The sequence below is a fragment of the Nocardia sp. XZ_19_369 genome (genome assembly GCF_015355715.1).
GTDB lineage: Bacteria > Actinomycetota > Actinomycetes > Mycobacteriales > Mycobacteriaceae > Nocardia.
The window spans coordinates 106,793-122,886 of the sequence record NZ_JACVED010000001.1 but is presented as its reverse complement, the minus strand read 5'-3'; the positions used below and the strand labels follow the sequence as shown (position 1 = coordinate 122,886).

The following is a 16,094-nucleotide window of genomic DNA, read 5'->3' as shown; positions in this document are numbered from 1 at the left end:
TGGACGGCTCCCAGCCCGACACCCACGTGCTGGTCTTCGTGGTGCACCACATCTCCGGCGACGGCTGGTCGGTGCGCCCGCTGGCCCGCGACGTGATGATCGCCTACGCGGCCCGCTCGCGCGGCGAGGCGCCCGCCTGGTCGCCGCTGCCGGTGCAGTACGCCGACTTCGCGCTGTGGCAGCGCGAAACCCTCGGCTCCGAAGACGATCCGGCCTCGCTGATCGCCCAGCAGGTCGCCTACTGGTCCGACAGCCTGGCCGGGTTGCCCGACCAGCTGGATCTGCCCGCGGACCGCTCGCGGCCCGCCGTCGCGTCCAATCGCGGTGGCGTGTACGAGTTCTCGCTCGACCCGCAGCTGGTGCGGGAGCTGAACGCGCTCGCCAGGGCGCACGGCGCCAGCCTGTTCATGGTGGTGCACGCCGCGTTCGCCGCGCTGCTCGCCCGGTTGTCCGGCAGCGACGACATCGCCATCGGCACCGCGGTGGCCGGTCGTGGTGAGGCCGTGCTCGACGACGCCATCGGCATGTTCGTCAACACGCTCGTGCTGCGCAGCGCGGTCGACCCGGCGGACTCGTTCGCTGAGCTGGTCGCGCGCACCAAGGACCGCGACCTCGCCGCCTTCGGGCACGCGGACCTGCCGTTCGAGCGGCTGGTCGAGATCCTCAACCCGGCCCGCTCGCAGGCGCGGCACCCGCTGTTCCAGGTGATGCTGTCGTTCCAGAACACCGGGGAGGCCTCGTTCGAGCTGCCCGGTCTGGAGGTCGCGGGTGTGCCGCTGGACGTGGTGACCGCCAAGTTCGATCTGCACCTGAGCCTGTCCGACCGGTTCGATGCCGAAGGCGCCGCCGACGGCATGACCGCCGAATTCGCCTATGCGACGGACATGTTCGACGCGGGCACCATCGCGGGCGTCGCGGACCGGCTCGTCCGGCTGCTGACCGCCGTCGTCGCGGACCCGTCCGTGGCGATCGGCGATGTCGAGCTGCTGGACTCGGCCGAGCACGCCCAGGTGGTCGCGCGCTGGAACGACACCGCGCATGCGGTGGACGACACGGCGACGCTGGTGTCGATGTTCGAGGCGCAGGTCGCCCGGACCCCCGATGCCGCGGCATTGACGTTCGAGGGGACGACTCTGTCCTACGCCGAGTTCGCGGCGCAGGTGAATCGTCTTGCCCGGCACCTGATCTCGCTGGGTGTCGGCCCGGATTCGATGGTCGCGCTGGGTATGCGCCGGTCCATCGAGCTGGTCGTCGGCATGTACGCGGTGAGTGTCGCCGGTGGCGCGTATGTGCCGCTGGATCCGGATCATCCGGCCGAGCGCACCCACTACGTGCTCGACACCGCGCAGCCGGTGTGTGTCCTGACCACCGCGCGGGACGAGTTCGACGCCGGGCAGACCCCGGCCGTGCACATCGACAGCCTGGCGCTGTCGGACTACTCCGACGCACCGGTGACCGACGCGGATCGTCGTGCGCCGCTGCGCCCGTCGAACACCGCGTACGTCATCTTCACCTCCGGTTCCACCGGTCGCCCGAAGGGTGTGGCGGTCAGCCACGGGGCGATCGTCAACCGCCTGGTGTGGATGCAGGCCGAGTACCGCCTGGAAACCACCGATGTGGTGTTGCAGAAGACGCCCGCCACCTTCGACGTGTCGGTGTGGGAGTTCTTCTGGCCCTTGCAGATCGGTGCCCGCCTGGTCGTCGCTAAGCCGGACGGTCATCGCGATCCCGGCTACCTGATCCAGGCGATCACCGCCGAAGAGGTCACCACCGCGCACTTCGTGCCGTCCATGCTCTCGGTGTTCGTCGCCGAGCAGCGGGCGGACGAATGCACCAGCCTGGTCAACGTTTTCGCGTCCGGTGAGGCGCTGCCCGCCGCCACCGCGCAGCGGATGCAGGAACTCACCGGTGCGCGCCTGCACAACCTGTACGGCCCGACCGAGGCCGCCGTCGACGTCACCTTCCACGAGGTGGACGAGGCCGACGCGGTGTCCGTGCCGATCGGCGCCCCGGTGTTCAACACCCAGGTGTACGTGCTGGATTCGCGGCTGCACCCGGTGCCGGTCGGCGTCGCGGGTGAGCTGTACCTCGCCGGTGTGCAACTGGCCCGCGGCTACGTCGCGCGTCCGGAGCTCACCGCGGATCGGTTCGTGGCCAACCCGTTCGGCGCGGACGGCGAGCGGATGTACCGCACCGGTGACCTCGTCACCTGGACCCCGCGCGGTGAGCTGGAGTACCTGGGCCGCACCGACTTCCAGGTGAAGCTGCGCGGTCTGCGGATCGAGCTCGGCGAGATCGAATCCGCGCTCACCACACTGGATTCCATCGCGCAGGCCGTGGTGGTCGTGCGCTCGGACGATCGACTGGGCGATCAGCTGGTCGGCTACGTCGTGCCGACGGCGGGTCATGTGGTCGACATCGACGGTGTGCGCACCGAACTCGGCGGCGAGCTGCCCGCGTACATGGTGCCCTCGGCCTTCGTGGTGCTGGACGAGTTCCCGCTCAACGCCTCCGGCAAGCTGGACCGCAAGGCGCTGCCCGCGCCGGTGTTCGAGGCCAAGGTGTTCCGGGCCCCGTCCACGCCGATCGAGGAGATCGTCGCGGGCACCTTCGGCGACGTGCTCGGCGTCGTCAGGGTCGGCCTGGACGACGACTTCTTCGAGCTCGGCGGCAACTCGCTGCTGGCCACCCAGGTGACCGCGCGGCTCGGCGCCGCGCTGGACACCCAGCTGGCGGTCCGCGACCTGTTCGAGGCGTCCACGGTGTTCGCGCTGGCCACCCGGGTCGAGCGCAACGCGGGCTCCGGCAGGCACCGGCCCAAGCTGGAGACCGGGGAGCGTCCGGACCGGATTCCGCTCTCGCCGGCGCAGCAGCGCTACTGGTTCCTCAACCAGTTCGACACGGCCACTTCGGCGGTCGACAACATCCCGCTCGCGGTGCGGTTGTCGGGCACCCTCGACGTCGCCGCGCTGGAGCAGGCGATCGGCGACGTGTTCGCCCGCCACGAGGTATTGCGCACCACCTACCCGCGCTCCGCGGAGGGGCCGCACCAGGTGATCCGCCCGGCGGCCGAGTCGGCTGCCGCGCTCACCCCGGTCGACGTCACCGAGGAGGAACTGCTCGGCGCGGTGATCGCGTTCGCGATGACCACCTTCGACGTCACCGTCGAGGTGCCGCTGGCGGTGGCGCTGTTCCGGATCGCGCCGGGCGAGCACGTGCTCGCGTTCACCGTGCACCACGTGGCGGCGGACGGTTCGTCGATGGGACCGCTGGCCCGCGACGTGATGGCCGCGTACGTGGCCCGCGCGCAAGGCGAAGTGCCGCAGTGGCTTCCGCTGCCCGTGCAGTACGCCGACTACGCGCTCTGGCAGCGCTCGGTGCTTGGTTCGGAGGACGATCCGGCATCCCTGGCCGCCCAGCAGGTCGGCTACTGGCAGACCGCACTTGCCGGGCTGCCCGACCAGCTGGAGCTGCCCGCCGACCGGCCGCGCCCGCCCGCGCAGTCGTTCCACGGCAAGGCGATTCGCTTCGAGATCTCCCCGGAGCGGCACGCCCGCCTGCACGAGCTGGCCCGCGCCAACAACGCATCGCTGTTCATGGTGGTGCACGCCGCGCTGGCCGTGCTGCTCTCGCGCCTGTCCGGCACCGACGACATCGCGGTCGGCACCCCGATCGCGGGCCGCGGTGAACGCGAACTCGACGACCTGATCGGCATGTTCGTCAACACCCTGGTGTTCCGCACCCGGGTGCAGCCGGGCGACCGGTTCGCCGATCTGCTCGCCGACGTCAAGGAACGCGACCTCGAGGCGTTCGCCAACGCGGACGTGCCGTTCGAGCGGCTCGTCGAGGTGCTCAACCCGGTGCGCTCCACCGCGCGCAATCCGCTGTTCCAGGTGGGTCTTTCGTTCCAGAACCTGGCCGAGACCACCTTCGAACTGCCCGGCCTCTCGGTGAGCGCGGTCAACTTCGACTCGCAGCTGGCCAAGACCGACTTGCACGTCACGCTCTACGACCGGTACGCCGAGGACGGCACGCCCGCCGAGATCATCACCGAATTCGGTTACGCCATCGACCTGTTCGACGAGGACACGGTCCAGGGCTTCGCGGACCGCTTCGTGCGGGTGCTCGACGCGGTGGTCGCCGACGCCACCCTGCCGGTCGGCGAGATCGACCTGCTCGCGGCCGACGAGCACACCCGCATCCTGGGCACCTGGAACGACACCGCGCACGAGGTCGATCCGACCGCGACGCTGGTGTCGCTGCTGGACGCCTCGGTCGCGGCGGCACCGGACGCGGTCGCGCTCGTCGCCGACGACCCGACCGGCCAGCAGGAAGTTACCTACGCCGAGCTGGATCGCCGGGTGAATCGCCTGGCCCGCTACCTGATCCAGCGCGGCATCGGCCCGGAGGACCGGGTGGCGCTGGCCATCCGCCGGTCCACCGACCTGGTCGTCGCCATGTACGCGGTCGCGAAATCCGGTGCGGCGTATGTGCCCATCGATCCGGACCAGCCCGCCGAGCGGACCGACTACATCCTCGCCACCGCGGCACCGGTCTGCGTGCTGACCACCGGTCGCGACGGATTCCGTACCGCCACCACCGAAGTCGTCCAGCTCGACGCGCTCGACCTGAGCACGTTCGCGGCCGGTCCGGTGACCGGCGACGAGCGCCGCGCCGCGCTGACCCCGGCACACACCGCGTACGTGATCTTCACGTCCGGCTCGACCGGCCAGCCCAAGGGCGTCGCGGTTCCGCACGCGGCGATCGTCAACCAGTTGCAGTGGGAGATCACGACCTTCGGCCTCGGCGCGGACGACGCGATCCTGCTGAAGACCGCGGCGACGTTCGACCTGTCGGTGTGGGAATTCTGGACCGCCGCCGCGTCGGGCGGCCGCCTGGTCATCTCGGCGGCCGACGGTCACCGCGATCCGGCCTACCTCAACGAGCTGATGCGCGGCACCGGCGTCACCACCCTGCATGTGGTGCCGTCGATGCTCGACTCGCTGCTCACCGAGGCCGCGGGCCGCCTGACGCCGTCGCTGCGCCGGGTGCTCGCCATCGGTGAGGCGCTGCCCGCGGCGACCGCACAGCGGTTCCGTCGCGACAACGCCGCCGAGCTCTTCAACCTGTACGGGCCTACCGAGGCCGCGGTGTCGATCACCAGCCACCTGGTCACCGACGCCGATCAGGTCTCGGTGTCGATCGGCGCCCCGGAATGGAACAGCCGCGTCTATGTGCTCGACACCAGGCTGCGTCCGGTCCCGGCCGGCGTCTCCGGCGAGCTGTACCTGGCCGGTGCGCAATTGGCGCGCGGCTACTTCGGCAAGCCCGAGCTGACCGCCGACCGGTTCGTCGCCGACCCGTTCGGCGCACCCGGCGAGCGGATGTACCGCACCGGCGACCTGGTGGCGTGGAACGCCTCCGGTGAGCTGGACTACCGCGGCCGCACCGACTTCCAGGTGAAGATCCGCGGCTTCCGCATCGAGCTCGGTGAGATCGAGGCCGCGCTGCTGCGTCAGCCCGCGATCACCGCGGCCGCCGTGCTCGCGCACACCGATCCGAACATCGGTGACCGGCTCGTCGCCTACGTCGTGCCGCGGGCGGGTCAGCTCGACAAGCGCGGGCTGCAGTCCGCGCTCGCCGCGGAGCTGCCGTCCTACATGGTGCCGTCGGTGCTTGTCGAGCTGCCCGCGCTGCCGCTGAACGCCAACGGCAAGCTGGACCGGAAGGCGTTGCCCGCGCCCGCCTTCGAGAAGGCGGTGTTCCGCGCGCCGGTGACGCCGATCGAGCAGATCGTGGCGAACACCTTCGCCGACGTGCTGCGTCTCTCGGATCGGGAAGGGGCGGAGTCCAAGCGGCTCGGCCTGGACGACGACTTCTTCGCCTGGGGCGGTAACTCGCTGCTGGCGACGCAGGTCGCCGCCCGCCTCGGCGAGGCGCTGAACACGCGGGTGCCGGTCCGGTTGATGTTCGAGGCGTCGACCGTCGCCGCGTTGGCGGTCCGGGTCGAGCAGCATGCCGACGCCGGTGGCCGCAAGGCGCTGACGGCAGGCCCACGCCCGGAACACATTCCGCTGTCGCTCGCGCAGCAGCGCATGTGGTTCCTGAACCGGTTCGACACCCAGTCGGCGGCGTACAACGTGCCGATCGCGGTGCGGCTCACCGGCGCGCTCGATGTCGCCGCGCTGCGGGCCGCGATCGCGGACCTGGTGAGCAGGCACGAGATCCTGCGCACCATCTACCCGCAGACCGACAGCGGTCCGGTGCAGGTGATCCTGCCACCCGCGCAGGCCGTGCCGCGGCTGGAAGTGCGCGTGGTCGCTCCCGCGCAGATCGAATCCGCCGTGGTGGCACTGACTTCGACGATGTTCGACGTCACCACCGAGGTGCCGATGAAGGTCGCGCTGTTCCAGATCGCCGGGGAATCGAAGGAATCCGCGGCCGAGCCGTCGGGTCGCTCCGCAGGCTCCGCTCCCGCCCCGGACGTGGAATACGTCCTGGCCATGGTCGTGCACCACATCTCCGGTGACGGTTCGTCGGTCGGCCCGCTGACCCGCGACCTGATGATCGCCTACGCCGCGCGGTCGGCGGGCGAGGCCCCGAACTGGGCGCCGCTCGAGGTGCAGTACGCCGACTACAGCATCTGGCAGCGTGAGCTGCTCGGCAGCGAGGACGACCAGGAGTCGCTGGCGGCCAAGCAGGTCGCCTACTGGCGCCAGGCGCTGGCGGACCTGCCGGATCAGCTGGATCTGCCGTCGGATCGCCCGCGCCCCGCGGTGCAGTCCTTCGCCGGTGGCAAGGTCGAGCTGCACGTCGACGCCGCGACGCATCAGGCGCTGATCGAGCTGGCCCGGACCGAGGGCGCGACGCTGTTCATGGTTGTGCACACCGCGCTCGCGGTGCTGCTGGCCCGCCTGTCCGGCACCGACGACATCGCCATCGGCACGCCGATGGCGGGCCGTGGCGAGGCCGTCCTGGACGACCTGATCGGCATGTTCGTCAATACGCTGGTGTTCCGCACCAGGGTCGACGCCGGGGAGCCGTTCACCGAACTGCTTGCCAGGCAGCGCGAGATCGACATCCAGGCCTTCGCCAATGCCGATGTGCCGTTCGAGCGCCTCGTCGAGGTGCTCAACCCGGTTCGCTCCACCGCGCGACATCCGCTGTTCCAGGTGGGTCTGTCGTTCCAGAACCTGGCGCAGGCCGGGCTGGAACTGCCGGGCCTCACGGTGTCCGGGCTCGACATCGACACCGCGCTGTCCCAGTTCGATCTGCACCTGATCGCGACCGACCGCTACGGCGACTCGGGCGATCCCGAGGGAATCACCGGCTTCTTCACCTACGCGACCGACATGTTCGATCGGGATACGGTGCAGGGCTTCGTCGATCGGTTCGCGCGCCTGCTCGGGGAGATCATCGCCGCGCCGCGCACCGCGGTGGGCGACATCGAACTGCTCGAGGCCGCGGAGCGCAGCCAGCTGGTGAGCGGCCGCAACGCGACCGACTACGCGGTGGATTCGGCGGCGACGCTGGTGTCCCTGCTCGATGCCTCGGTGGCCGCCGGTCCGAAGGAAGTCGCGCTGGTCACCGCGGACGGTGCGTCGATCACCTACGCCGACCTCGATGCTCGGGTGAATCGCCTTGCGCGGCATCTGATCTCGATCGGTGTCGGTCCGGAGTCGCGGGTCGCGCTGGCGTTCCGGCGCTCGGTCGACTTGATCGTGGCGATGTACGCCGTGGCGAAGTCCGGTGGCGCGTATGTGCCGGTGGATCCCGCGCAGGCCGCGGAGCGCACGAGCTACATCCTGGAGACGGCGGCACCGGTCTGTGTGCTGACCAACGCTGAGGCCGAGTTCGCCACCGATGTAGCGCCTTTGGTGCGGATCGATGAGCTGGATCTGGCCGAGGTGGACAATGCGCCGATCACCGATGCCGATCGGGTTGCGCCGTTGCGTCCGGCGAATACCGCGTATGTGATCTTTACGTCGGGTTCGACGGGTCGGCCTAAGGGTGTGGCGGTTTCGCATGCGGCTATTGCGAATCAGTTGCAGTGGAAGGTCACTGAGTTCGGTCTGGATGCGGCGGATGCGATTCTGCTGAAGACGGCTGCGACGTTCGATCTTTCGGTGTGGGAGTTCTGGTCCGCAGCGGTATGTGGTGGCCGTCTGGTCATCGCGGCACCTGATGGTCATCAGGATCCGGCGTACCTGAACGAGTTGATGGCCCGTGAGTGGGTCACCACGCTCCACGTCGTGCCGTCCATGCTCGACGCGCTCACCGCAGGCGATTTCCCGAACTCGCTCTGGCGAGTGCTGGCGATCGGTGAGGCACTGCCGGGTGCGCTGGCGCAGCGGTTCGTGCGGGAGCACTCCCGCACCGAACTGTTCAACCTGTACGGCCCGACGGAGGCCGCAGTGTCGATCACCAGCCATCGGGTGACCAGGGCGGACGAGACCTCGGTGTCCATCGGCCTGCCCGAGTGGAACAGCCAGGTCTACGTGCTGGATTCGCGACTGCGGCCGGTGCCGGACGGTGTCGCGGGTGAGCTGTACCTCGCTGGTGCGCAGCTCGCGCGTGGTTACTTCGGCCGGGCGGATCTGACGTCGGATCGGTTCGTGGCCAACCCGTTCCAGACCGGTGAGCGGATGTATCGCACCGGTGACTTGGTGGCGTGGAATGGCTCCGGTGAGCTGGAGTACCGGGGCCGCACGGACTTCCAGGTGAAGATCCGTGGTTTCCGGATCGAGTTGGGCGAGATCGAGGCGGCGCTGCTGGCGTTGCCGGAGATCGCGCAGACCGCGGTGGTCGCCAAGTCCGATCCCAAGACCGGTGATCGTCTGGTTGCCTACTTGGTGCCGTCCGACGGTGATGTCGATGTGGCGCAGGTGAAGTCGGCGCTCATCGATGGTTTGCCGTCGTACATGGTGCCGTCGGCGTTCGTCGTGCTGGATGCGTTGCCGCTCAACGTGAACGGCAAGCTGGATCGGAAGGCGTTGCCGGAGCCGGAGTTCGAGGCTCAGGTGTTCCGTGCTCCGTCTACACCGATCGAAGAGATCGTGGCCTCGGTGTATGCCGAGGTGCTCGGTGTCGAGCGGGTGGGTGCCGACGATGACTTCTTCGGCCTCGGCGGTAACTCGTTGCTGGCGACCCAGGTCGCCGCACGCATCGGTGCCGCGCTCGACGCTCGGGTGCCGGTGCGCGCGCTGTTCGAGGCGTCCACCGTGTCCGGTCTGGCCGTCAAGGTCGAACAGCACGCCGGTGCCGGTGGTCGCCGCGCCCTCGTGGCGGGCCAGCGTCCGGAGCAGATTCCGCTGTCGCTGGCACAGCAGCGCATGTGGTTCCTGAACCAGTTCGACACCGCCTCCGCGGTCAACAACATCCCGGTGGCGGTGCGGCTCACCGGCGAGCTCGACGTCGCCGCGCTGCAAGCGGCCGTCGGGGATGTCATCGCCAGGCACGAGACGCTGCGCACGGTGTACCCGGAGCAGGGTCGCGCGGCCAGCCAGGTGATCATGCCCGCCGAACAGTCGGTGCCGGATTTGACGCCGGAAAACGTTGCCGTCGAAGACATTCAGCAGCGGATCATCGACGTCATCACGGCCGGATTCGATGTCACCGCGGAAATTCCGTTGCGGGCCAAGCTGTTCCGTATCCACGACGGTGACTACGTGCTGGTGTTCGTCGTGCACCACATCAGCGCCGACGGCTGGTCGATGGGCCCGCTGACCCGCGACGTGATGCTGGCCTACGCGGCCCGCTCGGCCGGCGTGCCGCCGGGCTGGGCGCCGCTGCCGGTGCAGTACGCCGACTTCAGCCTCTGGCAGCGCGATGTGCTCGGCTCGGAGACCGATCCGGAAAGCCTGATCTCGCAGCAGGCCGAGTACTGGCGCAGCACGCTGGCCGGGCTGCCCGACGAGCTCAACCTGCCCGCCGACCGGTCCAGGCCGACGACCCAGTCGTTCGCCGGTGGCCGGGTGGTGTTCCCGATCGACGGCGAGCTGCACCGCCGGCTCACCGAGGTGGCCCGCGAGCAGAACGCGACGATGTTCATGCTGGTGCACGCCGCGCTCGCGCTGTTCCTGGCGCGGATGTCGGGCACCGACGACATCGCCATCGGCACGCCGGTGGCCGGTCGTGGCGAGGCCGAACTGGACGACGTGATCGGCATGTTCGTCAACACGCTGGTGCTGCGTTCGCATGTGGAGGGCGACCTCACCTTCGGGCAGTTGCTCGCCAGGACGAAGGACGCGGACCTGCAGGCGTTCGCGCATGCCGACCTGCCGTTCGAGCGGCTGGTCGAGCTGCTCAGCCCGGAGCGCTCGACCGCGCGGCACCCGCTGTTCCAGGTGGCGCTGTCGTTCGAGAACCTGCCGGAGACCAGCTTCGAACTGCCCGGATTGCATGTGGGCGCGGTCGATTTCGACGTCGAGACGGCGAAGTTCGATCTGTCGCTGACGATCCGGGAGGCCCCGGCCGCCGACAGCGCGGGCATGTACGCCGAGTTCTCCTTCGCCCGTGACCTGTTCGACGACGCGACCGTGGAGGTCTTCGCGCAGCGCTTCACCAGGCTGCTCGACGCGATCGCCGGCGACCGCGAGACGCCGGTCGGTGATCTGCCGCTGCTCGACGCGGCCGAGTACGACCTGCTGACGCACGTGCACGGCGAAGACGTGATGGCCACTGGGCTGCTGCCGGATCTGCTGCAGCGCGGTGCGCAGCTGAACCCGGACCAGATCGCGGTCCGCTACCTGGGTCGTTCGATCACCTACCGCGAGCTCGACGAGTACTCGTCGCGGCTGGCACGGGTGCTGATCGACCGCGGTGTCGGTCCGGAACGCATTGTGGCGCTGTCGTTCCCGCGTTCCTACGAGATGGTCGCGGCGTTCTGGGCGGTGGCGAAGGCCGGCGGCGCGCACGTGCCGGTCGACCCGACCTACCCCGAAGACCGCATGCGGCACATGATCAACGACTCCGGCGCGGTCATCGGTATCACCGCGAGCGAGTACGTGGATCGGCTGCCGCGCGACGTCGAATGGCTGCGGCTCGACGACGCCGCGCTGGACGAGCAGATCGAGGCGAAGTCGCCGGAGTCGGTGACCGACGCGGACCGGATCTCCTCGCTGGCGATGCGGCACCCCGTGTACGTCATCTACACGTCGGGTTCGACGGGTATGCCCAAGGGCGTCACGGTGACCCACGCCGGCATGGGTGGCCTGGTCGGTGTCGCCACCGATCTGTACCAGCTCGAGGCGCACCACCGCTTCCTGCACATCTGCTCGCCGAGCTTCGACCCGTCGGTGCTCGAGTGGCTGTGTGCCGCGTACACCGGCGCCACGCTGGTGGTCGTGCCGTCGACCATCATCGGCGGCCCGGATCTGGCGGAGCTGCTGCGCACCGAGCGGGTGACGCACACGATCATCACCCCCGCCGTGCTCGGCACGGTGGACCCGGCGGACCTGGACGCGCTCGAGGTCGTCTCCGTCGGTGGCGATGTCACCACGCCGGAGCTGCTGGCCAAGTGGTACCCGGGCCGGAAGTACTTCAACGCCTACGGCCCGACCGAGACGACGATCATCTCGTCCTACGCCAGCCTGACCCCGGGACGGCATGTCACCATCGGTCTGCCGGTGCGCGGCATGTCCGCGCTGGTGCTCGACGCACGCCTGAACCCGGTGCCGCCGGGTGTCGCCGGCGAGCTCTACCTCGCCGGTGGCGCGGTGGCGCGTGGCTACCACAACCGCCCCGACCTGACCGCGGAACGGTTCGTCGCCAACCCGTGGAGCAACGAGGGCGCGCGGATGTACCGCACCGGTGACGTGGTGCGCTGGTTCGCCGAGCCGGGCGAGCGCGCGGGTAACGCCGCGGTGCCCAAGGTGCGCTGGGAGCTGGACTACGTGGGCCGCTCGGACTTCCAGGTGAAGATCCGCGGCTTCCGCATCGAGCTCGGCGAGATCGACACCGTGCTGGCCGCGCACGAGGACGTCGAGTTCTCGATCACGCTGGGCAAGCAGACCGCGGCGGGCGCCACGATTCTGGTGTCCTATGTGCTCGCGGTGCCCGGCCACGAGATCGACACGGCCAGGCTCAGCGAGCACGCCGCGCGGAGTCTGCCGCCGCACATGGTGCCCTCGGCGATCATGGTGCTCGACGAGATCCCGCTGACCCCGGTCGGCAAGCTCGATCGCAAGGCGCTGCCCGAGCCGGTGCTCGCGCCGCGCGAGTTCCGGGCACCGGCCAGCGAGGTCGAGGCGGTCATCGCCGAGGTGTTCGCCGAGGTGCTCGGGGTCGAGCAGATCGGCCTGGACGACTCGTTCTTCGCGCTCGGCGGCGACAGCATCCTGTCCATCCAGCTGGTCTCGCGGGCCAAGGCGCGCGGCGTGGTGTTCTCCCCGCGCGACGTGTTCGAGCGGCGCAGTGTGGCCTCGCTCGCCGAAATCGCCACCCTCGGTGCGGGTTCGGAGCAGGTGAAGCTGGAGGAGCTGCCCGGCGGCGGTGTCGGCGAGATCCCGCTGACGCCGATCATGACGCAGATCCTGGCGAGTGGCTCGTCCTACGAACGCTTCTCGCAGACGATGGCGCTGCGCCTGCCGGACGGCATCGACCGGACGACGCTCGTCGGGACCATCGCCGCGGTGTTCGACCACCACGACGTGCTGCGGACCCGGTTGCGCCGCACCGACGATCAGTGGGCGTTCGAGGCGCTGGCGCCCGGCGCGGTCGAAGTGGCTGCCATGGTGCATCGGGTCGATCTCGCCGCCGACGTCGACGACGCGGAGCTGAAGCGGGTCGGCAGCGCGGCGTTCGATGCCGCGCTCGGCCGGTTGGATCCGGCGAATGCCGTGATGGCGCAGTTCATCTGGTTCGCCTTCGAGGGCGAGCGGCGCGACGTGCTGCTCATCGTCGCGCACCACTTCGTGGTCGACGGCGTGTCCTGGCGCATCCTGATTCCGGACTTCGCGGTCGCGTGGTCGCAGCTGGCCGCCGGTCAGCAGGTCGCGCTGCCCGCCAACGGCACCTCGATGCGGCGCTGGGCGCACAGCCTGGTGGAGGCCGCGTCCTCGCCGGCACGGGTCGCGGAACTGCCCTTCTGGCAGCAGGTTTCGACAACACCGGATCCGCTGATCGGCGCGCGGCCGTTCGACCCCGCGGTCGATACGTTCGCCACGGTCGAGCGGGTCGAGGTCACGCTGCCCGCCGAGGTCACCGACGCGGTGCTCACCGCGATCCCCGGCCTCTACCGCGGCGGCGTGAACGACGGGCTGCTGTCCGCGCTGGCCATGGCGGTCGCGCGCTGGCGCGGCGCCGGCTCGGCGGCCCTGGTCAAGCTCGAGGGTCACGGTCGCGAAGAGGAAGTCGTTCCGGGCGCGGATCTTTCGCGCACCGTCGGCTGGTTCACCACGGCCTACCCGGTCCGGCTCGACCTCGGCGACGCCGTCCTGTCCGACGCCTTCGCCGGTGGCGCCGCGCTCGGCGAGATCGTGAAGTCGATCAAGGAGCAGCTGCTCGGGGTGCCGGACAAGGGCCTCGGCTACGGCCTGCTGCGCTACCTGAACCAGGCGACCGGTCAGCGGCTCGGTGCCGCAGGGCAGATCAGCTTCAACTATCTGGGCCGGATGTCGGCCGGGGAGATCCCGGAGCAGCTCGCCGAGATCGGCTGGGTGCCGGTGTCGGACCTCGGTCAGCTCGACGGCGACATGGATCTCGACATGCCCGCCAACGCGACGATCGACATCAACGCGATCGTCACCGACGGCGCGGACGGTCCGGAACTCGGTGCCGCGTTCGCCTTCCCGACCGGGTTGCTGACCAGGGAAGAGGTGCAGGAGTTCGCCGACCACTGGGTCGCCGCGCTCACCGCGCTGGCCACGCACGCGCGCAGGCCGGACGCGGGTGGCCTCACCCCGTCCGACATGTCGCTGGTGCGGGTCGGCCAGACCGATATCGAACTGTGGGAACGGAACTACCCGGCGCTGGCCGAGGTGTGGCCGCTCTCGCCGCTGCAGTCCGGTCTGCTGTTCCACGCGATGATGACCCAGGCGACGGTCGACGTGTACACCATGCAGGCCGTGGTCGACCTCGGCGGCGCGCTGGACGTCGAGCGGTTGCACGCGGCGGCGCAGGGCATCATCGACCGCTACCCGAACCTGCGCACCGCGTTCGTCACCGACTCCGATGGGCAGGCCGTGCAGGTCGTGCTGGACCGGATCGAAGCGCCGTGGCGCGAGGTGGATCTCACCGACCTGCCCGCCGAGCAGCGGACCGCGGAACTGCGCAGGCAGGTCGCGGCCGATCAGGCGACGCACTTCGACATGGCGGTGCCGCCGCTGCTGCGGTTCACCTTGTTCCGCAGTGCGGAGAGCCAGTGGCACTTGGCGATCACCACGCACCACATCCTGTTGGATGGCTGGTCGATGCCGTTGCTGATGCGGGATCTGCTGGTGCTCTACGCGGTTCGCGGTGACTCTTCCGCGCTGCCTCGGGTGGCCTCGTACCGCAACTTCCTCGGCTGGCTGGCCGGGCGCGACCGCGAAGCCTCGCTGCGGGCGTGGGCGACCGCGCTCGACGGCGTGTCCGAGCCGACATTGCTTGCGCCGCAACCACGTTCGGCCGAGCAGTACGAGATCGGCAAGCAGATCACCGAACTCGACGCCGACCGGACGCGCAGGCTCACCAAGCACGCCGCCGAATTGGGCGTCACGGTGAACACGCTGGTGCAGGCGGCCTGGGGCATCCTGCTCGGACGGCTCACCGGCCGCGGCGATGTGGTGTTCGGCGCCACCGTCTCCGGGCGGCCCGCCGAACTGCCCGGTGTCGAGTCGATGGTCGGTCTGTTCATCAACACGCTGCCGGTGCGGCTGCGCATCGACGACCGCCAGACCATCGGCAAGCTGCTGGAGCGGTTGCAGCACGATCAAGCGGACCTGCTCGAGCACCACTACGTGGGGCTCACCGACATCCAGCGGGTGGCGGGCACCGGATCGCTGTTCGACACGCTGCTGGTGTTCGAGTCGTATCCGATGGACAAGGAGGCCATCTCGGCCGCCAGCTCCATCGACGGCATGTCGGTGACCGGTGTCGGCGTCAACGATGCCACCCACTACCCGCTGACGCTGCTGGTGACCGCCGAGTCGACGATCGAGCTGACGCTGAAGTACCTGGGCAGCCGGTTCAGCGCCGACGAGGTGGAGATCATGTCGGCGCGGTTGGTCCGCGTGCTGGAGGCGCTGCTCGGCGATCCGGACGGGCTGGTCGGTGACATCGACATCCTCGATGCCGGTGAGCGGGCCCGCCTGCTCGCCGAATCCGGCATCACGGCAACAGCTGCCACGCCGGAACCGGTGGGCCGGGTCGGCGCGCACACGGTCGCCAAGGTGCTCGCCGAGGTGGTCGAGGAGGATCCGGAGGCGCCCGCGCTGCTCGCCGACGGCGACGAAATCGCTTACCACGTACTGGATCGACGCTCCTCGCAGTTGGCGCGGGTGCTCATCGATCGCGGTGCGGGGCCGGGCGACATCGTCGCGGTGGCGCTGCCGCGTTCGCTGGACGCGGTGATCGCGGCCTGGGCGGTGCAGAAGGCCGGTGCGGCACTGCTGTTCGCCGGCGATCTGTCCGCCGACGAGATGGCCACCGCCGGCGCCACCTTCGGCATCACGCCGAACCCGGTGCCGGACAGCCCGATCCAGTGGCTGGTCCCGTCCGAGCCGCGGATGCAGGCCGACCTGGTCGCGGCGCCGTCGCACCCGGTCTCCTACGCGGACCGGGTCCGCCCACTCGGCGAGGACCACCCGGCCTTCGTCGTCCCGACCGGGGACGGCGTGCTCGCGGTCACCCAGACCGAGGCGCTGGCCCAGGCCGAACACGTCGGCGAGGAGTACGGCATCGACTACGAGTCGACCACGTACACCACGGCCCCCTCCGGCCGCGCGGCCATGCTGGAGTTCCTGGCCTCGGCCACCGCGGGCGCCCTCTCGGTCCTGCCGACCGGCGACATCCCCGCCGATCTCGCCGACAGCGAGGTCAGCCACTGGTTCGTCACCCCGGGTGACGCGACCGACGCGGCGGACGCCGAGATCAAGATCGTGATCGCGGAGTAG

General features: G+C 69.8%; 1 protein-coding gene (cut by a window edge). It reads left to right on the top strand.

Translation table 11 applies throughout. The features are described from left to right. Positions 1–16,094, top strand: the 3' portion of a protein-coding gene (locus IBX18_RS00535; protein WP_194831862.1) for a non-ribosomal peptide synthase/polyketide synthase. The gene continues 27,637 nt to the left of window position 1, outside the view; only the last 16,094 of its 43,731 coding nucleotides appear in the window; its start codon lies off the left edge, out of view; it ends in the stop codon at positions 16,092–16,094.